This is a genomic window from Actinopolymorpha sp. B11F2 (assembly GCF_040195635.1).
Classification (GTDB): domain Bacteria; phylum Actinomycetota; class Actinomycetes; order Propionibacteriales; family Actinopolymorphaceae; genus Thermasporomyces.
On sequence record NZ_JBEFTX010000001.1, the window covers coordinates 227,143 to 248,242 of the forward strand.

Consider the following 21,100-nt stretch of genomic DNA (forward strand, 5'->3'; position numbering starts at 1 on the left):
TGGCGGCACCGAGAGACCAGCGCCGCCACAGGGGGCTCCTACATGCGGTCGGGAGCCGAGATGCCCAGGACGGAGAGCCCGGTGGCGAGGACCCGCCCGGTCACGTCGCAGAGGACGAGCCGGCTGGCCTTCGTCTTCTCGTCCTCGGCACGCAGAACCGGACAGTGTTCGTAGAACGCCGTGAACGCCGTGGCCAGGTCGAAGAGGTACCCACAGATCCGGTGCAGCTCGACGCCTTCAGCCGCCTTGTGCAGCACGCCCTCGAACTCGGCGAGCCGCAGCGCGAGCCGGTGCTCCTCCGGGGCGGTGAGCACGACCTCGGAGCCCTTGATGCTCGCCGGATCGATCTCCCCACGCCGGAACACCGAAAGGATCCGCGCACGGGCGTACTGGAGATACGGCGCCGTGTTGCCGTCGAAGGAGACCATCTGGTCGAGGTCGAACAGGTAGTCCTTGATCCGGTCGTTGGACAGGTCGCCGTACTTGATCGCCCCGATCCCGACCGCTCTCGCGACGGCTGACCGCTCGTCGGCGTCGAGGTCAGGTGCCTTCTCGCTGACCACGGCCTCCGCGCGCTGTACCGCCGCGTCGAGCAGGTCCGCGAGCTTGGGCAGGTCTCCGGACCGGGTCCGGAGCCGCTTGCGGTCGGTGCCGAGCACCATCCCCATGGTGATGTGCTCCGCGGTGGCTGGAGGCTTGAGCCAGCCGGCGTCCCGGGCCGCCACGAACAGCATCGCGAGCCGCAACCGCTGCTCGTTGGCGACGACGTAGTAGATCCGGTCCGCATGCAGGTCGAGCAGGCGCCGGCGGATCGCCACCAGATCGGTGGCTTCGTAGTTGTAGCCGCCGTCGCGCTTGCGGACGATGATCGGGAACGGCTTGCCGTCGCGGCCGGTGAAACCCTCGGGGAAGAGGCAGATGGCGCCGTCACTCTCCCGCAGCAGACCGAGCCGGTCGAGTTCCTCCACGATGCCGGGCAGACCATCGTTGTACGCGGATTCGCCGACGTTGTGCTCAGGGGTCAAGGTGATGTCGAGCGCGTCGTAGACGCCCTGGAAGTGCTTCTCCGACTCCTCGATGAACAGTTTCCACAGCGCGTGGGTCGCGGCGTCACCGCTCTGCAGGAGCACCACCCGACGGCGGGCCCGGTCGGCGAAGTCCTCGTCGGCGTCGAACTTCCGCCTGGCCGCCTGGTAGAAGTCCGTGAGGTCGCCGAGCGCGAAGTCGTCGGAGGTCGGGTCGGCGCCCGAATCGGCGAAGTGCTCGATGAGCATGCCGAACGTCGTCCCCCAGTCGCCCAGGTGATTCTGCCGGACCACGTCGTGGCCGAGGAACTCCAGCAGCCTGGCGAGTGCGTCACCGATCACCGTCGAGCGCAGGTGCCCGACGTGCAGCTCCTTGCCGACGTTCGGTCCGGAGTAGTCGACGAGGATCTTCTGCGGCTCGGCTACGGTCGCAACTCCGACGCGCTCGTCGGCGGCCATCTCCTCGACGATTCGGGACAGCGCGGAGTCGGCGACCGTGAGGTTGAGGAACCCCGGACCCGCGATCTCAGCCTTTGCGACGAGGTCCTCGATCTTGGCGACGTTGAGGATCGCGGCCGCGATCTCGCGCGGGGGGCGTCGGAGCTTCTTCGCCAGCGGGAGTGCGCCGTCTGCCTGGTAGTCGGCGTGGTCGGAACGCCGGACCGCGGGGTCGGCGTGATCGCCGGCAACCTCGGAGAAGGCACGGGCCAGTCGGTCTGTCAGCAGCTGGGGAAGGTCCGTCACAACACGTAAGGATCTCACGTCCAGTCCACCGAATTGCCGCGGCCGGCCCAGGTGTCGCCGAGCGACACCCGCCCACAGGGCTACCGCGGAGTCGAGTGTCGGTGCGCTAGCGTGACGAGTTGTGGCGTACGACGGAAAAGTAACGGTTGGCGGACCACCTGCGGTCCGGGAGCTCACCGGCCTCGTCCTCACCAAGGTCGCGGTCGGTCCGATGGACAACAACGCTTATCTTCTCCGATGCCGCGAGACCGGCGAGAAGCTCCTCATCGATGCCGCCAACGAAGCGGCAACGCTGCTCGGCCTGCTCGACGCCGACGGCCCGCTGGCGCGCGTGGTCACCACCCACCGGCACGGCGACCACTGGCAGGCGCTCGCGGACGTCGTGGCACACACCGGCGCCCGGACCACGGCGCACGTCGACGACGCCGAGGGGATCCCGGTACCGACCGACGAGGTCCTACGCGACGGAGACCAGGTGTCGGTGGGCTCGTGCACGCTCGAGGTGATCCATCTGGTCGGCCACACGCCGGGTTCGATCACCCTGCTGTACGACGAGCCGGGCGGCCGGCCGCACATCTTCACCGGCGACAGCCTCTTCCCCGGCGGGGTCGGCAACACGCACGGGTCGAAGAAGGACTTCGAGAGCCTCCTGGGCGATGTGGAGCGCAAGCTGTTCGACCGCTTGCCGGACGAGACGTGGGTCTATCCGGGTCACGGTGCCGACACCACCCTCGGCACGGAACGCCCCCACCTCGGCGAATGGCGTTCCCGCGGCTGGTGAGATCCCTCGGGCGAGGCTTCGCCCACTTCGCCAGAAGGTGATCAGCGCATGACGGCTCGGACGGTCCTGGCGACCTGTCGGAGTGGTCCCACCGTCGATCGACGACTACCTCGCCTTCGGATGTCGGCGGGATTCAGAGGTGGGCGGGGTTCAGAGATGGGCGGGATGGGAAGGGACGCGGGGGTGGCGACCGGCGGACAGCATGTCGCGCATGAGCTGATAGCCGTGCGTACGCGAAACAAGGTCGCCCGCGATCGCTTCGCTGATCAGACCGGCGGTGTCGCAGGTTGGTATGCCGGCCAGCCGGGCGTACCGTAACGCCTCCCGGTCGTCACTCACCCAGTGCGAGCCGGCGAACTCGGGCCAAGACTGGATCACGTAACAGGTCTGGGCTTCGCCGAGGTGGCGTAGCGCCTGCCGCGGTGGCCCGCCGAAGACCGCGCGGCGGAGGCGTTCGATCTGGTGGATGTCGTGGGCTTCGGTGATCTCGACGGGCTTCCCGAGCCAACCGTCGCGCCCGATCGTCGCGAGGCACGGGTAGGTCCTTGCCGATCGGTCCGCCTCGAAGGCGATCGCCTCCACCCATCGACCGCGCCCGGCGAGAGTCTCCTCGAGTAGCGCCAGGCTGTCGACCGCCGCGAAGTTGCAGAGGACGGTGTTGTCGGGGAACCAGTAGGCGGTCACGGAACGAACTCGGGCTCCGGATCGCCGGCGCCCGGTTCAGCCGGCGTCTCGAGGGCCCGCCGCAGGATGTCGACGTCGACACCGACGAGGTTGGCGAACGGGCGCAAGGTGGCCTTGCCGTCGAGATAGGCCGTGAAGGTGTCCCGGACGAGCGCTGCGGGGAGCCGCGATCGGCGACTCGACTCGATCCAGTCAGCGAACTCACCGCTCCGCCCCACCCGGAACGCGCACGCGGCGGTCGTCAGCGTACGGAACTCCTCCCGAAGCGGGGTCGCGATGAGGCCGAGGGCGTGAAGGCGGTAGGCGAGGGTGCTGGGCGAGACGGAGAGGCGCATGACCAGCGCGGCGAAGTCGTCGACCGACAACCCGCCGTCGCTCGGTACCGCGGCGCGCAACGCATCCTCCGGAAGCAGGAACGCGGCGGCGAAGGCGTTGGCGGTGGCCTCGGACGGATGGCGCCGGCGTTCCGGATCCATCACGTCCTTGTCGATCGAGAGGCCCTGGTCGTCGCCGGCCAGCAGGTGGCCCAGCTCGTGAGCGACCGTGAAGCGTTGCCGGGTCGGATATTCGCTCGTCGCCACCAGGATGAGCCGGGTGTGCTTGTCGTGCCAGGCCAGGCCGTCACACCCGGCCGGAATCATGCTCACGGCGACGTCGATGCCGAAGTAGTGCTCGACGACGGACGCGAGATCCCGGGCAAGCGGATCGCCTCCCGCCTTGCGGAGTTCGCCGACGACCTGGGCGGCGAGGCGGGCGCCGTTGTCCGCCGGCAGGCCGGGAGCGTCGACCGAACGCACTGCCCCCGATGCCTGCTCGTAGCCGAGGAACGCGAGATCTTCCCGGGCCTGCGCCAGGCGGGTCGCCTCGCGAACGCCCGCTTCCACACCACCGTCATGGACGCTCTCGGCGCGGGCAGCCACCGCGGGCGGGCCGGCCCTGCCGCCGAGAAGCCAGTCGACGGTCACGTCGCCGAGCTCAGCGATGTGCGCGAGGTCCAACGAGGTGAACCGCCGCACGCCCGACAGTGACTTGGACATCTTCGACGCGTCCAAGCCCGCTCTGGCGGCGAACGCCGACTGCGTGAGCCCGCTGGACTCGATCAGTGCGCGCACCCGGGTCGCGGTGGAGTCGGCCATGAGATCGAGCCTATGCGTACGTTGCGAAAATCGCAACACGGTCTGCGTGCCCGAGGACCGACGCGAAACCAGGTCATACTCGACCAATGGCTGGCGACTCCGCGCGGATCGAGCGACTGACCGGACTGGCGCGTGTGTGGGGCGAGCTGTACTTCTACCATCCGAGCCTGACCGTTCCAGATGAGCGGTGGGAGGACCTGCTGGTGGCCGCCATCCCGCGCGTGGAGGCGGCTCAGACCGGCGAGGCGTACGCCGCCGCCCTCAACCTCCTGCTCCGCCACCTCGACGATCGGTGGACCCGGGCGGTCGCGAACAACACCTCCCCTACCGGCCGCCTCCGAGATGACCGCGCAGGCGAGGAGGTCGAAGCTGTCCGGCTGCCCTCCGCTCGCCGGCTTTCGGGCGGTCTCGGATACCTGGACGCCGGCAACGCCGACCTCACCGAGCAGCCCGACCTGCTGACCAGGTGGGGAGAAGCGGTCGACAGCCTCGCCGACACCACCGGGATCGTCCTCGACCTGCGGCGTGCGTACCCCATGGGCTCCGCTACCTGGGTACAAAGCCCCCTGCCGGAGGCGTTCGGCTTCTTCGTCGACTCCCCGCTCCCGACGCCCGGCCGGCTCGAACGCGTCCACCATGGTTGGAACGAGGGACGGCGGTCGGTCTACGGCTCGACCTGGGAACACCGATCCGGCGGTCTCCTCACTCCGATGCGCTCGGCAGGTCCACCCGTACGCGCAAGGTACGCATCGACCGACTTCGACGCACTGCCCTCCTACGGCGGTCCGCTCGCGGTCATCGTCGACGACGAGTCCTTCGCTCGATGTGAGGTGGCGCTGGCCGGACTCCAGTCCGCGGGGGGTACGTTCGTCGTCCACGAGACCGCGGACGGCCCTCATGTTCCGGCGGCCCGGGCGGCCGGCGAGTCGCTTCTGCTGTGGGGAGACGTCGAGGTCTGCCTACGCCACCATCGACTCGCCACCGGCCACGGTCTGGTCGACGTCACACCTGACCGCATCGTGTCGCCCAGCGATCCGGACGCCGCGGTCGCCGCCGCCGCAGGTCTGCTTCACGACGGGACGCCGGAACGCCTGACGGGGCCCCCGCTCGTCCTGCCCGCTCCACCGGCGTACGAGCCGGACGGCACCTCACCGGACCTGCCCTCCCGCGAGGCGCGGCTCCTGGGACTGTTCAAACTCTGGTGCGTCCTCGGTGAGTTCTCTCCACATCTGGAGTACGCCGACCTCGACTGGCCGCGCCTTCTCGACGAGTGGGTCCCACGGGTCGAGGCGGCTGGCACGATCGCCACCTGGGGCGAGGTCCTGCTCGAGCTGACCGCACACCTCAACGACAGTCACGTGAGTGTCAACCACGCCTTGCGCGAGCAGGTGTTCGTCGCGCGGTCGGCCACGCATGCGCCACCGATCCGCCTGCTGGCGTTGGGCGATCGCGTTGTCGTCGGCGAACCGCTCGACGGGACCGAGAGCGGGAGCGAGGACGGTCACCAGCTCGTCCCGGGAATGGAGGTGACGCAGGTCGACGGCCGGACACTCACCGACGTCGCCGCCGAGTACGCGCCCCTCATCTCCGCCTCGACGCCCCAGGCACGGATGGCGCGGCTGTCGCGGGTCGTTCTCCTCGGGCCCGCGCACTCACCTGCCGAACTGACCGTCAGCTCCGGCGGACACGACCGGAAGGTCACGGTGACGCGGAGCCGTCCGGCGGCTCAGCTGAGTCCGCCGGCACACGACCAGGAAGCAGCTCGCTGGGTCGAGGAGTTCGGCTACCTCGACCTCGCGACGGCCGAGAGTCCCGCGGTCGTCGACGCGGCGTTCGCCCGTTTCGTCGACGCGCCCGGTCTCCTCCTCGACATGCGTGGGTACCCGCGATGCTATCCGCGCGGCACCGTCGTACCCCGGCTGATCGACCGGCCGTGCCACAGCCCGCACTACCACTTTCCCTTGCGTTCGGGTGCGCGGCGAGGCGGCGGGGGTGGAACGACACCGGGGCGCGACCACGTGGCCGAGTACTGGACGCAGGAGCACTACCTCATCCATCCCGACCCGGACCTGCACTATGGCGGAGAGGTCGCGGTGCTGATCGACGATCGGGCGATCAGCCAGTCGGAGGACTTCTGCATCTGCCTCCGCAACGCCGGCCGCGGGATCTTCGTCGGTACACCGACCGCTGGCACGAACGGCAACGTCACCTGGGTGGACCTTCCTGGCGGAGCTTCGGTGAGCTTCACCGGGATGCGGGTCACCTACGCCGACGGGTCCCGGTTCCAGAACCTCGGCATCCACCCCGACATCCTCGTCGCGCCAACACCGGAGGGGCTTGCCGCCGGCCGGGACGACGTGCTGGAGGCCGCCATCGCCGCCTTGCGGCAGTCACGATTGGACGTGCGGCCATGACACGCTTCGCCGAACTTGTGTCCACCGCACGAGCGTGTCTCGTTGCCGATGACGGTGACCTGTGGGGAATCTCGCTCGCGGACGTCTCGTGGATGGGCATCGAGGACGACCGGATCCTGCTCACCGCCACTCCGGGCCGACCGGGGTACGCACCCGACGGTCAAGGTCTGTGGTCGGGCCCACGGCCGCCGGACTTCGCGCTGGGAAGTACCTCACTCGAGTGGGCGGGTAGGCAATGGGCGGCCAGCGAGTTCTCCTTCCACGACACCGATGCGGCGGCCGTACGCGAGTTGCTCCACGAGGCGTGGCACGTTGTCGTGCAACCGCAGCTCTTCTCCGACATCACCTCGCTCGAGACCACCGGAGTCCAAGGAGCCGACCTGCTCGACACCGCGAACGGGCGGATCTGGTTACGACTCGAAAGCGTCGCCCTCTCCCGTGCTCTCGCGCTCGTGGGGACGGACGACGAGTGGCGATCCGCGGCGGCCGATGCTCTGCTGTTCCGCCGTCGTCGAGGTCTGCACGCGACGGCGGCAGAGGCAATGCGCGAACAGCACCTCGACATCGCCGAAGGAATGGCGGAGTACACCGGTTGGCGGCTCTCGGGCGCTTCACCGCAGGCGTTGGCCCACCATGTGCAGGACCTTCCTGACGGTGACGAGGTGTCGTGGGTACGCAGCTTTCCGTACCACACCGGACCTGCGTACGGATATCTTCTCGACGCGACCGGCAGTGAATGGCGATGTCGGCTGCAGATCGTCAAGGACCTCCAGGCACTGCTGTCCGAGACGGTTGAGAACCACGACCTGGCCGCCGCCGAAGCGCGTGGAGAAGCGTACGGACTCGAGGGTGTACGACGACTCGAAACCGCCCGCGAGAAGCGGCAGCAATCCAAGGTCGACGTGCTCAGGAGGCGGTTCGCGGCATCGAGAGTGCTACGAATCCGCTGGCAGCGGAACGGGCTGACGTTCCGTCCGGGCCAGGTCACACCCCTCGACATCGGCACCGTCTATCGCCACCTCGCCTGGCGCTCACCTGATGGTTGCGAACTCGTCGCACCAGGCGGCGCGCTCCTCACGCCCGACTGGTCCGAGATCTGGGTGCCGCTCGATGCCTCGACCCTTCGGGACGGATCCCCGCCGACCCTTCCCACCACGTTGAACGGCGACGGCTGGACCCTCCGGGTGACAGATGCCTGGCGGCTCCGGCCGGACGGCGACGCGTGGCACGTCGAGCCAATGCCTTGAGCCGATCGGGAGATGTCCGGTTTGGGCATTTACTTCGAAAAGGGACGTCCGTACGGTTACCGCCATGCATGAAGGGCCCAGATACCTGCCCGTGCTCGCCCGCAAGCCCGACGTCGACCAGGCTGCTCTTGACGCCCTCGTCGACAGGGCGTTCGGCACCACGGTGCCTGTCTCCTGTCAGCGCACACCTGACGGCCTCCGTACCCAGGTCTACCGTCTGCGCCGGGACCGCGAGACGTTCTACCTCCGGCTCGCGGAGGAGGCCGATGAGAATCTCGAGGCGGAGGCGGAGCTCTTCCGCCAGCTCCGCCAGCTGGGTGTCCGGGTTCCCGAGCCGATCCACGTCGAGCCGTTCGACCCCGCTCTCGGGCGCTCTGTCCTCATCACCACCGAGATCCACGGCGTCCCCCTCGAACAGGTCTCGGTCCGGTCGGGTGCGACCACGGCACTCCAGGAGGCGGGCGCCGACCTTGCTCGGCTCAACCAGCATCCGGTGAAGGGCTTCGGCTGGATCCAGCGGCGCGGACCCGGGCCGCTACAGGCGCAGCTCGACACCTACGGCAGGTTCGTCATCGACGGCCTTCCGCCACGCCACACATGGCCGGGTCCACTCGCCACCGCCTTCAGCACCGAGACTCTCGACGCCATCGAGCGGCTGGTCGAGCAGGAGATCACCCGCCCCGTGCCGGACGCCACCCTCGCGCACGGTGACCTCACGCTGGCCCACATCTTCGTCCAGCGTGGTGCGTACACCGGACTCATCGACTTCGGCGAGATCCGAGGCACTGACTCCCTGTTCGACCTCGGGTTCTTCCATCTCAACGCCCCGGAGGTATTGGGCGTCCCGCTGTTGCCGGCGCTGCTCGAGGGCTACCAGCGGGTCCAGCCATTGCCGCCTGACCACCTGGAGTCGATCAGGCGGTCGGCGGTGGTACACGGTCTTCCCGACCTGTGTGGCTGGCTCGCTCCCGAACGCGGAATCCCCCGCGACCACCCGGTGGTCGCCGCGCGGGTCAGCCGGATCGCCGAACTGGTCGCCCAACCTGGTTGAGCACCAGCGCGAGTCCGAAGGCACCGGCGGCCACCAACCATTCCGGGCCGGGGCCAGAGCCAGGGAGAGCTGACCGTCCGCGCTAGAAGGCGGCGATCGTCGAGGGCGCGCGTTCGGCCCTGGACAGAGCCCGGATCACCGCCGTCGTACCGTGCCGTCGTACCGCGATCCCGCTCAGCAGATCCACGACCGTCCGCGCCGCCGACTCGGGCACGGGAGGTGTCGGAACCCCCACGCTTACCGCGAGGTCGTCGGAATGGACGACGAGCTCCATCAGCCGGGTCGTCAGGAAGTCGTCGAATGTCAGGTCCCAACCTGCCCGTTCGATGTGGACGACAAGGTCCTCGGGTGCTTCGGCGATCAACGCCCTGACCTCGCCGAGCGCGGCCTCGACCTGGCTGATCAATGTCGAAACGCCTTCTGTGGCGTCGTTCTCGCTGCGCTGGCGGATCCCGATGTTCACCTCGTGCGACGCGTCCTTGCCGACCCAGGCGGCCCGGGCGTAGTTCTCCGCGAGCGAGATCGCCGGACCGAAGGACGGTGTCGTCTGCGGGACATGGAAGATCTGGTTGGCCAGATGGAACGCGAGCCCTCCGACGCTGAAGTCCTCGAGCGCACTCGGCTCGGCCCACTTCGACGCGACCGCCGGACCCTTCAGCAACGCCACGGCCGAGTCGGCAACGGCCAGATAGTCGCTACGTACTCCCATCACACCCGCCTTTTCGTCGCACGGCAGCTTCCCATGGTGCCGTACGACCGAACCGTGCCGGACATGAGGAGGCGGCGCGAGTTTCACCGCGTTCAGGCGATCTGGTGGAGGCGGAGCGCGACCCGCTGGAGCTCGACGTTCGTGTCGAGGACCTCGACGTCCACGTCCTGGCCGACCTGAAGGGCCTCCCCGGGGTGCTCCACCGGTCGTCCCAGCTCCGACACGTGCACCAGTCCATGCAGGCCGCCGATGTCCACGAACGCACCGAACGGTACGAGCGAGTGCACCCGTCCCGACCGCAGCTCGCCGGGCCGAATCCCGGCCACGAGCCGGTGGCGTCGGGCGTACTCCTCCTCCTCATCCACTCCACTCATCACCCGCGCCACGACCATGCGTTCGCGGTCCAGGTCGACTTCGGCGACCACGCAGTCGACGTCCTCGCCCACGAGCGCGGACAGGTCGTCGTCGCCAATCGGCCTGTGGCGTCGTCCGCGCATGACAAGGACGGCGGGGATTCCGACGTCGACGCTCCACCCCCACTCCCCGGGCAGCACCCCGGTCACGTGCGCTTCGAGCACGGTGTCGGTGCCCTGCAGCTCCACTGCCTCCCGCAACGAACTGATCTTCATGCGTCCTCCTTCGACGAGTTCCGTGATCCCTGCTATCGCCGGCTGCAACTCGGCCAGGTGGGTCCGAAGGCCGGCGAGACCGCGATGGACATGTCTCGCCACGGTTCCCGTGCTCACGCCGAGCGCCTGGGCGGTCTCGACCTGGCTGAGGCCGGCGAGATACCGCAGGGTGATCGCCTCCTGCTGGCGGCGTGGCAACCCGCGCATCGCGTCGATGAGGACCAGTCGGGTGGTCGCGGCGTCCTGCTCGTCCACCTGGCCCGGTGACGATCCGAGGGTCTCGAGCTCGCCGGGCGACGCCTCGGTCACCATCTCCCGGTTCGCCCGCCGGCGTACGACGTCGATGGCGAGGTTGGTGGTGACCCTCAGGACCCATGCGGTGCGGTGGCCGGCGGAGGTGTTGATCCGGTCCCAGGCCGCGTACGCACGAGTCAGGGCCTCCGCCGCCACATCCTCGGCCGATGCCTGGTCGGTGAGGATCCGGCGGGCCAGGCGTACCGCCCGCGGGAACAGGTCCGGAAAAGCTCCCGTGAAGCTTCGAATGTGCCCTTCGTCGTAGTCGTCACTCGGCATGTCCATCACGTTGTACACGTACGAAGGACCCGGAGCGATGACCATCCCGGGACGGTTGTTGTCCGGGTTTCTACGACCCGAGCGCCAGCGGTGCGGTGACCCGGACATCGGCGGCGTTTCGGCCGACCTCCACCCGGTAGGTTCCGGGCACGAGCGCCCAGCCGTCGTCCCAGACCTCGGCGGCCCGGCGAGGCACGGTCACGGTCGCCTTGGCGGCTTCTCCCGGCGCCGCGCTGACGCTCGCGAAACCGGCGAGCCAGCGGGCGGGCCGCTCGGGTTCGGGCGCCTCGTCCGCGAGGTAGACCTGGACGACCTCCCGGCCGGCCCGGTTGCCGGTGTTGCGGACGCCGACTGTCACCTCGGCGAGATCCGGATCGCTCGCCGGTCGTACGTCGATGGTGTCGTACGACCAGTCGGTGTAACCGAGACCGTGCCCGAACCAGTACGCCGGCGCGGGGCCTTCCCGGCGTTGCCATGCGCGGTATCCGATGAAGATCCCTTCGTCGTACGCCAGCACACCGTCGACCGGCTCGACGTCGAGGATGGGGCAGTCGGCCGCGGCCACCGGCCAGGTGGTCGGCAGCCGCCCGCCGGGCTCGGCGACTCCTGTGAGTACGTCGGCCAGGGCCGCGCCGGCCTCCTGGCCCGGGAACCAGACCAGCAGGACGGCCGCCACCTCGTCGCGCCACGGCATCTCCACCGGCGAGCCGGCGTTGACGACGACCACCGTGCGTGGGTTGGCGGCCGCGACCTTCCGGACCAGCTCGTCCTGACGTCCGGGGAGTGCGAGGCTCGACCGGTCGAAACCCTCCGACTCGACCTCCTCGGTCGTTCCCACCACGACGATTGCGACGTCCGCGGTTCCGGCAGCCGCGGCGGCCTGCTCGATCAGCGCGTCCGCCGGAGGCGTCGGAGTGGCATGGCCGAGCCGGAACGTGATGAACGCACCCTCGTCGCGGTCCTCGGCACGGGCGACCCGGTGGGTCAGCGACACCTGCACCGGACGTCCGGACGAGAGGTCGACGTCGAAGCGCAGCTCCGGCGGGTTCAGGAGCGCCGCGCCAGGATCGTCGCTGTCGGCCTCCAGCCGGCCGGCGAACCGCTCCACACCGTCGACGACGAGCCGGTAGTCCCCCACACCGGCGATCCCGAACCGGTGCGTGCCAGCGACGGCTGGTGTGAACTCGCCCGCGACCTCGACGCTGTCCAGGGCCGCGAGGTCTACTCCGTCCGGCAGGTCGCCCAGCCAGCGGGCAGAGCCGTCCTGGAGCGGTTGCGTACCGAGGACCGTGCCGTCGGCGGCCCGGAACACCGCCTGCAGCCCGAAGTCGCCGGCCGCAGGAGCGAGCTTGGTCCGCGGATCCGCGCCGACGGCGTATGTCACCTCGGGCAGGACCGCCCGGAGACCGTCGAGCGGCGAGACGACCCGCTCCGGGAACACCTGTGCCGAACCACCGCCGAGGACGCGCGCCTCGGCCGCGGCCGCACCGATGACCGCCACTCGCGAGAGCCTGCCCGGGTCCAGCGGGAGCAGGCCGTCGTTACGGAGCAGGACGAACGACCGGCTCGCCGCCTCACGCGCGAGGCCCTCGCCGTCGACCGGTTCCGGGAGCGCTTCGGGCGCCACGACAGGTCCCGCGCCCGCGAGCAGACCCACCCGCGCCGCCAGCCGCAGCACCCGGCGGCAGGCCTCGTCGACGACGGTCAGGGGCACTCTGCCCTCCTCGACGGCGCGCGCCAACGCCTCGCCGAAGACGGTCCGCGGCCCGGGCATCGCGACGTCCAACCCACCAAGCGCCGCACCCACGGTGTCGCGGGCCGCGGTCCAGTCGGAGACATTCACCCCGTCGAAGCCCCATTCGCGCTTCAGCACGCCGTTCACCAGTCCGTCGTGCTCGGTCATCGTCGTGCCGTTGACCTTGTTGTACGCCGTCATCACGCCCCAGGCGCCTGCCTCGCGCACGATCGCCTCGAACGGCGCGAGATAGAGCTCGCGCAACGTCCGGTCCGACGCGCGGACGTCGACGGTGAACCGGTCGGTCTCGGAGTCGTTCGCCACATAGTGCTTGACGGTCACACCGACGCCGCCGTCCTGCACACCCGCGACGTAGCCCACCCCGATCCGGCCGGTGAGGAACGGATCCTCGGAGTACGCCTCGAAGTGCCGTCCACCGCGCGGGCTCCGGTGCAGGTTGACCGTCGGCGCCAGCAGCAGGTGCACGCCCTTGCGGCGCGCCTCCTGGGCGAGCAGCCGCCCGACACGCCGGGCCAGCTCAGGATCCCAGGTCGCCGCGAGCGCGGTGGGGCTGGGCAGCGCGATCGACGGGTCGTCTGGCGTCCACCGGGTTCCGCGTACGCCGATCGGCCCGTCGGACATCACCAGCGACTTCAACCCGATCTCGGGCACAGCCGGGAGCGACCAGACGTCCTTGCCGGCAAGCAGGCTCGCCTTCGTCGCGAGGTCCAGGCGCGCGAGCGCCTTGTCAACGGCGGACTCGATCTCCATGGCCTCGATCTGCATGACGTGGACTCCTTCTGGGACGCGGGCCTTCGAGTATGGCCGGCCCTGGGGTCACGTCACCAGGGGCGCCGGACGTAGGACAGTCCAACCGGGTAAGCGATCGACGGGTTCGAACGGGTTGTCGCCAATGCCTGATCCGATGCCGCCCGAGGCCAACGTTCTGAATGTCGGCCGGCCGACGACGCCACTCCTGGTGCTTCTTTCGCAAACAGGAGGAACCCGGCTCCGTCCACGTCAGGGACCGCTCAGCTGCCAGGCAGGTCTCCGCCGAAGGTGAGAACCCGACCGTCGCAGTCCCTGAGCTGGAACTCGCGCAGGCCGTAGTACCGGTCGTGCAGGTCCTGCAGGAAAGTCACGCGGGCCGCCTTCGCATAGGCGTACAACGCCTCGACGTCCTCGACCCAGAAGTACGCGTCGCAGGAGATCTTCTTGAACTCCTGGTTGGAGTGCACGCCGCTGCCGCGCTCCGTTGTCCGGCCCAGCATCACCCGCTGGCCGTCGCGGTGCAGGATCGCGAAGACGGGCTCACCGAGGCTCTCGTGCATTCGGCCATGCGCGTGGTCCTCGCGGAGGTAGTCGCCGATCTGGAAACCCAGGTGGTCGCGGTACCACTCGGCGGTCCTCGCCACGTCGTCGACGAGGAACATCGGTGCGATCCCGGTGAGCGTGCCCGGTGCGGTCGTAGTGGCCATCTTCTGTCTCCTCTCGGCGCGGGCGAGGTCGATCCCGGGCCGTGGCTCGTCCCCGAGTGGTCGGCCGGACCAGCGCCGCAGGGCTGCCCGGTCGGTGAGCTGCAGCTTCCCGACGATGTTCGCGACGTGGTACTTCACGGTGTCGACGCGACATCCGCGGATCTGGGCGATCTCGGCGTTACCTAGCCCTTCCCGGACCTTCAGCAGGACCGCCCACTCGGTGGGCGTCAGCACGTCAGGGTGCGGCGGGCGGCCACGTGGCCGGGGCTCCCGACGGTTGTCGCGTGCTGCCATGCCCGGAGCCTAGGTGGCCCGCCTGGGCAATTACCTCCCCCTCGACGCCCGCGGCATCCGAGGGCGCCTCCACGGGTCGTCGACCACGTCGGACCTACGACCACCCAGAATGGTCGTCGTGGAGAGATCTGAGGTGCAGGACGGCGACGGCCTGGCTGACCCGCGACCCATGCCGGCGTTCGAGGCCCCGGCGTTCGAGGCCCCGGTGTTCGAGGCCTTGGTGTTCGAGGCCTTGGTGTTCGACTTCGACGGGCTCATCCTCGACACGGAGGTACCGGAGTTCCAGGCGTGGCAGGAGATCTTCGCCGCCCATGACGCCGTACTGGAGGTCGAGATCTGGGCGCAGTGCATCGGCAGCTCCGATCACGGTTGGGATCCGTACGCCCATCTCGCCGAACTGAGCGGCCGAAGCGTCGACCGGACAGCCATCCGTACCGCCAAGCGGGCCCGCGTCCACGAGCTGATTGCGGCCAACCCGATCCTGCCCGGCGTGGAGGCGTATCTCCGGGACGCGCGAGAACACGGCCTCAAGATCGGGTTGGCGTCCAGCTCACCGCTGAGCTGGGTCGACGGGCACCTGCGCCGGCTCGGCCTGACCGAGCACTTCGACACCATCAAGACGTCGGAGGACGTATGCAGGACCAAGCCAGACCCGGCGCTCTACCAGGTCGCCGTCGAGGCACTCGGCGTCGCGCCGGAGCGGGCGATCGCCCTGGAAGACTCCCCCAACGGCCTGGCGGCGGCGAGGGCGGCCGGACTGTCCTGCGTCGTCGTCCCCAACGCGATGACCAGGCAGCTTCCCCTCCACGACGCCGACATGGTGCTGTCGTCATTGGCCGACATGCCGCTGGTCGAGCTGCTCCGCGGCGTTGATTCGTCGTCCCGGCGCGGGTTCTGAGCTGTCGCCCGTCGACGAGCCAGCGTTCGGGTGAACGAGGGTGGCAGTGTCCAAGCGTTCCGACAGCGGAGCGTTGCGATGGCTCACAATGCTCACCCCATCGCGTTGGGTCGAGGGCATGCTTGCCGTGCGTCACGCCCGCTTCAAGTTCTTGGAGCACGGCCGGGCCGTCGCTGAGGGGATGAATGTGTGGAGTGCCGGGGATATACACGCCTTGCTCAATGAGCGTTTTGATCTCATCGAGCAGACCTTGGTAGATGGAAGGCGCCGCGGTCGCCAATGCGCCTATGTGCAGTCCCTTGACCTGTACCTGGTGGGCGAAGACCAGGTCGTGGGTCGTGAGGCTGGCCTCTCCGGATGCCGAACCGAAGACGACGACGCGTCCGGTGAAGAGCTTGGTCATGGACAGGCTGGTCGCGAAGGCGTTCTCAGTCCGCATGCCAGGAACGTAGGAGCCTCACACATGGGTGAAGGTCAAGTCGCGGTCATCACCCCCATAGAAACGGGTCTTGCGGCAGATAGAGCTCGCAACTCGGTTGAGCTCAGACGCTTCATGCTGGTTGAGTGTTCGACGTGGATTACCGCACTGAACGGTTGAGTTTGCACGCGATCGATGAGCTGGCGGCACGGCGCATCCACGATCGTGCACCCCAATCAGGCGACGCTTGGGCGGCCGACTACCCATTCGAAGGGGACTTGGCCGCCATCGGCAGCTTTCTGCGTGCTACCGAGCAGAACGGCGAGCAGCGTCCGTTCGGCTACTACCAGATCAGGCGTCGGTCCGACGGTCTCGCTATTGGCGGCGTTGGCTTCAAGGGACCCCCCAATGGCGGAGTCGCTGAGATCGGCTACGGCCTGGTGCCCTCCGCCCGAGGACATGGCTACGCGACCGAAGCAGTAGCAGCCCTCGTGCAAATTGCCGCTGGTCTCGGCGTGACGACGATCCGCGCTGACACCGATCTTGACAACGTTGCGTCCCAGCGGTCCCTCGAACACGCGGGCTTCTACCAGGTCGAAGCCGAATCCGAGCTGCGTTGCTACGAGGCCCGTATCAGCCACGTGCACACGTCGTAGCGGCAGTACTGGTCGTCACAACGCTTCACAAGTGCCCCTGGAACGCTCGAACGTTCCAGGCTTGGGCTCTTCGGCTTGGGCGGTAGCCGGGGCAGGTGCTCTTCGGTGGGCAGCGTCCGCGGTCCAGCACTCCTCGACTGAGGCCATGTGCTTGATCAAGCCGGCCAGGGTCGTCTTCGACGGTGGATGCCGTCGGCGCAGCATGCCGGTTCGTTTGACAGTCGGCTCGCTCCGATGCCGGCCCTTCAGCCGCTGAACGTCACGTCCTTTGTTTCCGTGACTCCGGCAGTGCGGCCGGGCGCAGAGTGGTTCTGCCAATAGAGGTTCGTATGCGAGATGACCTTGTCCGGCGGTGGAGCACCCCACGGGCTCAGATCCTCCGTTGTGTGCGCGTCGCCGACGAGAGTGACGTCGTAGCCACGTACAAAGGCGCCGTGGATCGTAGACCGGATGCACTCGTCCGTCTGCGCTCCTGTCACGACCAGGCGTCCGACACCAGCCTTGGCCAGTACGTCCTCGAGGTCGGTGTCTTCGAAGGAATCGGCGAATGTCTTGTGCACCAACGGTTCTGGCTCCTGGCGCGTCAGCTCCGATACGTACGCCCAGGAGTCACTGCCCTTCCTCATCTGCTCGGAGGAGTGCTGAACCCACACGATGGCGACGCCCTCTTCGCGAGCCCGGTCGACGAGTGTGCCGATGTTGGCGACGACGCTGTCGCGCTCGTACGCATCGGCCACCACGCCATTCTGGACGTCGATCACCATCAAAGCGGTGTTGGGTCGATCTGACAGGGTGGTCATAGCGATCTCCTTGCTCGTCGAACGGGCTCTGGCCAGATGGATAACTGTGGGCGGATCCGGATGCTCGGGCCGGGGCCTGGTGTGGCCTCGACTGAGGTCAGGCGGGGTCGAGGACGCGGGTGACGATCCATGCGTGCTTGCCGACCTGGCGTACGCGCTGGAATCCGTTCTGCTCGAACAGCTCGACCGTCGCGTTGAACAGGAACCGGCCATGCGCCGTGCGCCCGGTGGTCACCTCAGGGATCGCCTCGACGAGCCCTCCGCCTGCCCGTGCGATCTGGTCGAGCGCCCCTTCGAGGGCGGCCCGGGCGACGCCCTGCCGGCGGTGACGCTTGTCGACGTAGAAGCAGCTGATGCGCCAGTCTGGCCGCGGTGGTGGATCCTGCTCATACGCGCGCCGGTGACTGATTCCCGGCAGCTCCTCGAGGCTGCCGTAACGCGCCCAACCTTGGGCAACGCCTTCGGCATCGAAGACCAGCGCGGCATGGGCTCGGCCCGTGCGTACGCGCTCCTCCTTCGCGGCGCGTTTGTCCAGGCCTTCCTGCGCGGCCTCGGGGTGGCCGCCCATGCACCAGCAGCCGCCGAATACCCCACCGTTACGCTCGACCAACTCCGCGAAGGCATCCCATGTCGACGCATCGAGCGGGCGGACGGTGTATGGCTTGGCCGCCGTCCTGTCAGGCATTCGGCACCTCATCCGAGGTCAGGCAGCGTTTCGCCGGGTGCGGCCGACGTCCGGCGCACTCGATCCTCGACGCCGCCGGTTCCCAGAAAGACCCTCCAACGTGTTCCACACCCACCACGACAACCATGTCCAGCCTCGATTCCCCATCCGCCCTCGCCGGTCACGAGATCCCTCGCCTGGCGCTTATCGCGTGTAGTTGATCGTTTCGTGCCGCGACGCGTAGCCTGGCCGCGGAACTAATCCAGATATTTCGAGCAGTCACAGTAGCGGAGCAATCGAGAAATGTCGATCAGTCAGCAGGTGCCGGACTACGAGCTCGACGACGTGCGCATCGTCACCTCCACACAGGAGCTCAAAGCCATGTTCGACTCCTTCCGCGGCACCCTGCTCGAACTACTGCTCGAGAGGGCGGCCTCGGTGCAAGAACTAGCCTCCGCGGTGAAGCGCCCAAAGAGCACGGTCGCCTATCACGTCGATCTGCTGGCCGAGGCCGGGATGCTCAAGGTTGTACGAACGCGCACGATCCGAGGGCGGGAGGAACGCTTCTACGGCAGAACCGCACGAGTCTTCTACGTCGGCCAGATCACGCCTGAACAGACCGAGCTGATCCCTAACCGAATGGCCGAGTGGGCAGCCGAAGCCGCGCCCGCTCACATCGACGACAATCTCCGCGCGATCAAGCGCTACGCCTGGATCGACGACGCCGACGCCGAGGAGTTCTACCGCCGCGTCCTAGACCTGGTCAACGAGTTCGCGCAGTTGCCCAGACGAAATCCAGGCAAGGCCCACGCCTTCATGGTTGCGCTCTACCCGACCGAGCATCCCCGACTCCCGGAGCCCCAGAACTAACCGGGGCTGTGCGTATGGGATCGGCTGCGGTCGAAACGCTGCTCCTGCGCAGTACGGAAGTCGCTTGTTCTGATGCTGCCAGCGGTGTGGACGACAAGCTCGGCACGATTCCACGGCGGGCAGTTCGCCTGCCACTCGCAATCGCTCGGTTGACGTGCTCGCCGTCGTCGAAGGTCTCACTGGCTGCCTTGAGCGGCTGTAGGCGTTCGGTGGCGATCCTCGTACGGACAGATCGAGTCAAGGATCTTCGCTACGCCGATCCTTTCCTTGCAAGGGACTGCACCAGCATGACGAGGTCGTCCACGTTTTGGTCGAGCTCGTCGTGCCAGCGTTCGAGGGCTCCCCCGGCCGACCGCATGTCAGGAACTCTCAATTCACCGGACGCGAGTGTGGGGTCCACGGCCCAGAAGGCATCAGTCGAAGCGGCTACGGCGTAACCGATCAAGGCCGTGCTGACCATGCGTTCGACGCGCGGCACGGCATCCGGCGGCACCTCAGCCTCGGCCAGCACCTCATACATCGACCGCATCACAGCAATCGCCTCATCGGCCTGGTAGGTGCGGGTGAGCACCATCGGGAAGACGGTCGGGTTGGCTTGGGCGGCATCGAGCAACCCGTGTCCGATCACCCGGAGGCGTTCTGGCCACGGGTTCTCCGGTCCAGGCAGTGCGACGGAGGCGAGGACGCGGCCCACCATGGCGTCGAGGAGTGCCTCCCGGCTAGGGACGTGCCGGTAGATCGCCATGGCCGAGGTACCCATCCGCTTGCCGATCAGCCGCATCGACAGGCTGTCAACGCCGACCTCTTCGGAGATGGCGATCGCAGCGTCGACGATCTCGTCGCGGCGGCTCACTGGCACTCCGCCTGACGGCGCATTCCACGGTTCGGCTTCACGCGACTCCCGCACGTTTACACCGTACACGTTTACGCCGTAAACTTCCTACGTGACGGTAACGCGACCTCGCCGACGTGCTCCCCTGGCCGCCCTTATGGGCGCCAATCTTGTCTCCACCGTCGGCGGAGCGATGAGTCTGGTCGCCCTCCCATGGTTTGTCTTCCAGACCACCGGTGACACGGCGCTCACCGGCATCGCGGCCACGTGCGAGTTTCTCGCGGTCGCGGCAGCGTCGCTGTTCGCCGGGTCGGCCATCCGGCATCTCGGCCCGCGCGGTACCCGCGTCATCTCCGACGTTGTCGCCGGCCTCGCAGTCCTCGCCGTTCCTGTGTTGCACGTGACCACCGGGATCGCCTACCCCCTCCTCCTGGTCCTGGTCGCGGTCAACGGCCTCCTTCGCACCCCCGCCGTCGCCGCCAGCATGGTCATGCTCGCGCAGACGGCACGCCTGGCAGAGACGACGACCGAGACTGTCAGCGGACCGTATCTCGCCTCCCTCGAGCTCGCGAAGGTGATCGGGGTACCCCTCGCCGGCGCCACCATCGCCCTGGTGGGCGCTCCGTGGGCTCTCGTCGTCGATGCCGCGACCTTCCTCGTCTCCGGTCTGGCCATCCAGCTGTTCCTGCCAGCCGAACGCCAACCCCACCAGGACCACCGACCGTCACTGCTATCAGCAGCCCAGGTGTTGCGGGCAGACCGCGTTCTCGTGCGGCTGATCACGATCATGCTCGCGCTCGCCGTCGCCATGTCCGGTTGGAATAGCGTCCTCGCCCCCGTCTATGGGCAGACAGTCCTCCACAGCGCGCCCCAGCTCGCGGCCATCCTCACCGCGAGCGGAATCGGCGCGATCGCCGGTTCCTCACTCGCAGGCATCCTGGGGCCCCGCCTCGACCGACGGTTGCTGATGGCGACCGCTGTCCTGCTCGCACTCGTGCCACCGTTCGTCCTCATCGCGTCCCACGCACCGATGCCCGCCGTGGTCGGCGCGATGCTCACGGCCGGCTTCGGCTCCGGACTCTTCTCGGCCACCTTCATCACCGTCGAGTACGAGCGCATCCCGCCCGCCGACCAAGGCCACGTGTTCGGCCTCGTTGGCGGGATCGGAACTGCCGGAATTGCCGTCGGCCCACTGCTGGCCGGCGCCCTCCTCACAGTGGCACCACTGAGCGTCGGCGCGGTAGCAATCGCCACAGTCGGCGCAACCGCGGCGGCCGCACTCGCCCTGACCCCAGGTCTGCGCAGGCCACCACCGCTCCAATGACAGATCCGCACTCCGCTTCGGCGAGGAAGTCAGCGACCAGTCGCCACCCCTTATCAACCAGCGTCCACGACCACCAGCACGGCCCTCACCGCCCAGGTGCTGCCCGGAATCGGCGACAGCTCAGTGCTCCGGCGCGGA

The 21,100-nt window shown here is 68.3% G+C and carries 20 protein-coding genes; 9 read left to right on the forward strand and 11 right to left on the reverse strand.

What is annotated here, in order from left to right; all coding sequences use genetic code 11:
- Positions 1–38: 38 nt before the first annotated feature.
- The gene (gene argS / locus ABN034_RS01065) at positions 39–1,769 is read right to left on the reverse strand and encodes an arginine--tRNA ligase (RefSeq protein ID WP_349689078.1); all 1,731 of its coding nucleotides are present in this window, start codon (positions 1,767–1,769) and stop codon (positions 39–41) included.
- Positions 1,770–1,890: 121 nt separating this feature from the next.
- Between argS and ABN034_RS01070 the strand changes: the two genes are divergently transcribed.
- Positions 1,891–2,550, forward strand: a complete 660-nt coding sequence (locus tag ABN034_RS01070; protein ID WP_349689079.1) for an MBL fold metallo-hydrolase — start codon at positions 1,891–1,893, stop codon at positions 2,548–2,550.
- Between the two features lie 150 nt (positions 2,551–2,700).
- Here ABN034_RS01070 and ABN034_RS01075 read toward each other — a convergent pair whose 3' ends face one another.
- Positions 2,701–3,234, reverse strand: coding sequence for a hypothetical protein (locus ABN034_RS01075; protein WP_349689080.1), 534 nt, complete (start codon positions 3,232–3,234; stop codon positions 2,701–2,703).
- Positions 3,231–4,370 (reverse strand): helix-turn-helix domain-containing protein, encoded by a 1,140-nt coding sequence (locus tag ABN034_RS01080; RefSeq protein WP_349689081.1) that lies wholly within the window; start codon positions 4,368–4,370, stop codon positions 3,231–3,233. The genes ABN034_RS01075 and ABN034_RS01080 overlap by 4 nt, the downstream gene beginning before the upstream one ends.
- 86 nt (positions 4,371–4,456) lie before the next feature.
- Between ABN034_RS01080 and ABN034_RS01085 the strand changes: the two genes are divergently transcribed.
- From ABN034_RS01085 to ABN034_RS01095, 3 genes are all read left to right on the forward strand, one after another.
- Positions 4,457–6,784, forward strand: coding sequence for a S41 family peptidase (locus ABN034_RS01085; protein ID WP_349689082.1), 2,328 nt, complete (start codon positions 4,457–4,459; stop codon positions 6,782–6,784).
- Positions 6,781–8,031, forward strand: coding sequence for a hypothetical protein (locus tag ABN034_RS01090; RefSeq protein WP_349689083.1), 1,251 nt, complete (start codon positions 6,781–6,783; stop codon positions 8,029–8,031). The genes ABN034_RS01085 and ABN034_RS01090 overlap by 4 nt, the downstream gene beginning before the upstream one ends.
- Positions 8,032–8,095: 64 nt before the next feature.
- Positions 8,096–9,082, forward strand: a complete 987-nt coding sequence (locus ABN034_RS01095; protein WP_349689084.1) for a phosphotransferase family protein — start codon at positions 8,096–8,098, stop codon at positions 9,080–9,082.
- 82 nt (positions 9,083–9,164) lie between these two features.
- On the opposite strand, the gene ABN034_RS01100 is transcribed toward ABN034_RS01095, so the two are convergent.
- From ABN034_RS01100 to ABN034_RS01115, 4 genes are all read right to left on the reverse strand, one after another.
- Positions 9,165–9,791, reverse strand: coding sequence for a maleylpyruvate isomerase N-terminal domain-containing protein (locus ABN034_RS01100; protein ID WP_349689085.1), 627 nt, complete (start codon positions 9,789–9,791; stop codon positions 9,165–9,167).
- 92 nt (positions 9,792–9,883) lie between these two features.
- Complete coding sequence (locus ABN034_RS01105; RefSeq protein WP_349689086.1) at positions 9,884–11,038, reverse strand: sigma-70 family RNA polymerase sigma factor; 1,155 nt, start codon at positions 11,036–11,038, stop codon at positions 9,884–9,886.
- 25 nt (positions 11,039–11,063) lie between these two features.
- The gene (locus tag ABN034_RS01110) at positions 11,064–13,514 is read right to left on the reverse strand and encodes a beta-glucosidase (protein WP_349689087.1); all 2,451 of its coding nucleotides are present in this window, start codon (positions 13,512–13,514) and stop codon (positions 11,064–11,066) included.
- Positions 13,515–13,759: 245 nt separating this feature from the next.
- Positions 13,760–14,500 (reverse strand): LuxR C-terminal-related transcriptional regulator, encoded by a 741-nt coding sequence (locus ABN034_RS01115; RefSeq protein WP_349689088.1) that lies wholly within the window; start codon positions 14,498–14,500, stop codon positions 13,760–13,762.
- A 118-nt stretch (positions 14,501–14,618) separates the two neighbouring features.
- On the opposite strand from ABN034_RS01115, the gene ABN034_RS01120 reads away from it, so the two are divergent.
- The 3 genes from ABN034_RS01120 to ABN034_RS01130 are packed head-to-tail and all read left to right on the forward strand — an operon-like array spanning position 14,619 to position 16,472.
- On the forward strand, positions 14,619–15,398 hold the full coding sequence (locus ABN034_RS01120) for an HAD family hydrolase (protein WP_349689089.1): 780 nt from the start codon (positions 14,619–14,621) through the stop codon (positions 15,396–15,398).
- A 46-nt stretch (positions 15,399–15,444) separates the two neighbouring features.
- Positions 15,445–15,996 carry a hypothetical protein gene (locus ABN034_RS01125; protein WP_349689090.1) on the forward strand — a complete coding sequence of 184 codons (552 nt, stop codon included), beginning with the start codon at positions 15,445–15,447 and terminating at the stop codon, positions 15,994–15,996.
- Positions 15,963–16,472: a GNAT family N-acetyltransferase gene (locus ABN034_RS01130; RefSeq protein WP_349689091.1), complete on the forward strand. Its 510-nt coding sequence runs from the start codon at positions 15,963–15,965 to the stop codon at positions 16,470–16,472. Before ABN034_RS01125 ends, ABN034_RS01130 begins: the two co-directional genes overlap by 34 nt.
- A gap of 15 nt (positions 16,473–16,487) precedes the next feature.
- Here the strand turns inward: ABN034_RS01130 and ABN034_RS34250 are convergent, their stop codons facing one another.
- From ABN034_RS34250 to ABN034_RS01140, 3 genes are all read right to left on the reverse strand, one after another.
- Positions 16,488–16,676 (reverse strand): mycothiol transferase, encoded by a 189-nt coding sequence (locus tag ABN034_RS34250; protein WP_502878946.1) that lies wholly within the window; start codon positions 16,674–16,676, stop codon positions 16,488–16,490.
- Positions 16,677–16,717: 41 nt separating this feature from the next.
- Complete coding sequence (locus ABN034_RS01135; RefSeq protein WP_349330772.1) at positions 16,718–17,272, reverse strand: isochorismatase family protein; 555 nt, start codon at positions 17,270–17,272, stop codon at positions 16,718–16,720.
- A gap of 97 nt (positions 17,273–17,369) precedes the next feature.
- Positions 17,370–17,957: a GNAT family N-acetyltransferase gene (locus ABN034_RS01140; RefSeq protein WP_349689092.1), complete on the reverse strand. Its 588-nt coding sequence runs from the start codon at positions 17,955–17,957 to the stop codon at positions 17,370–17,372.
- A gap of 282 nt (positions 17,958–18,239) precedes the next feature.
- Between ABN034_RS01140 and ABN034_RS01145 the strand changes: the two genes are divergently transcribed.
- Positions 18,240–18,806 carry a helix-turn-helix domain-containing protein gene (locus ABN034_RS01145; protein ID WP_349689093.1) on the forward strand — a complete coding sequence of 189 codons (567 nt, stop codon included), beginning with the start codon at positions 18,240–18,242 and terminating at the stop codon, positions 18,804–18,806.
- Positions 18,807–19,056: 250 nt separating this feature from the next.
- On the opposite strand, the gene ABN034_RS01150 is transcribed toward ABN034_RS01145, so the two are convergent.
- Positions 19,057–19,659, reverse strand: coding sequence for a TetR/AcrR family transcriptional regulator (locus ABN034_RS01150; RefSeq protein WP_349689094.1), 603 nt, complete (start codon positions 19,657–19,659; stop codon positions 19,057–19,059).
- A gap of 91 nt (positions 19,660–19,750) precedes the next feature.
- Here ABN034_RS01150 and ABN034_RS01155 point away from each other — a divergent pair, with 91 nt between their 5' ends.
- Entirely contained in the window at positions 19,751–20,962 is a 1,212-nt protein-coding gene (locus ABN034_RS01155) for an MFS transporter (RefSeq protein ID WP_349689095.1), read from the forward strand.
- Positions 20,963–21,100 lie beyond the last annotated feature (138 nt).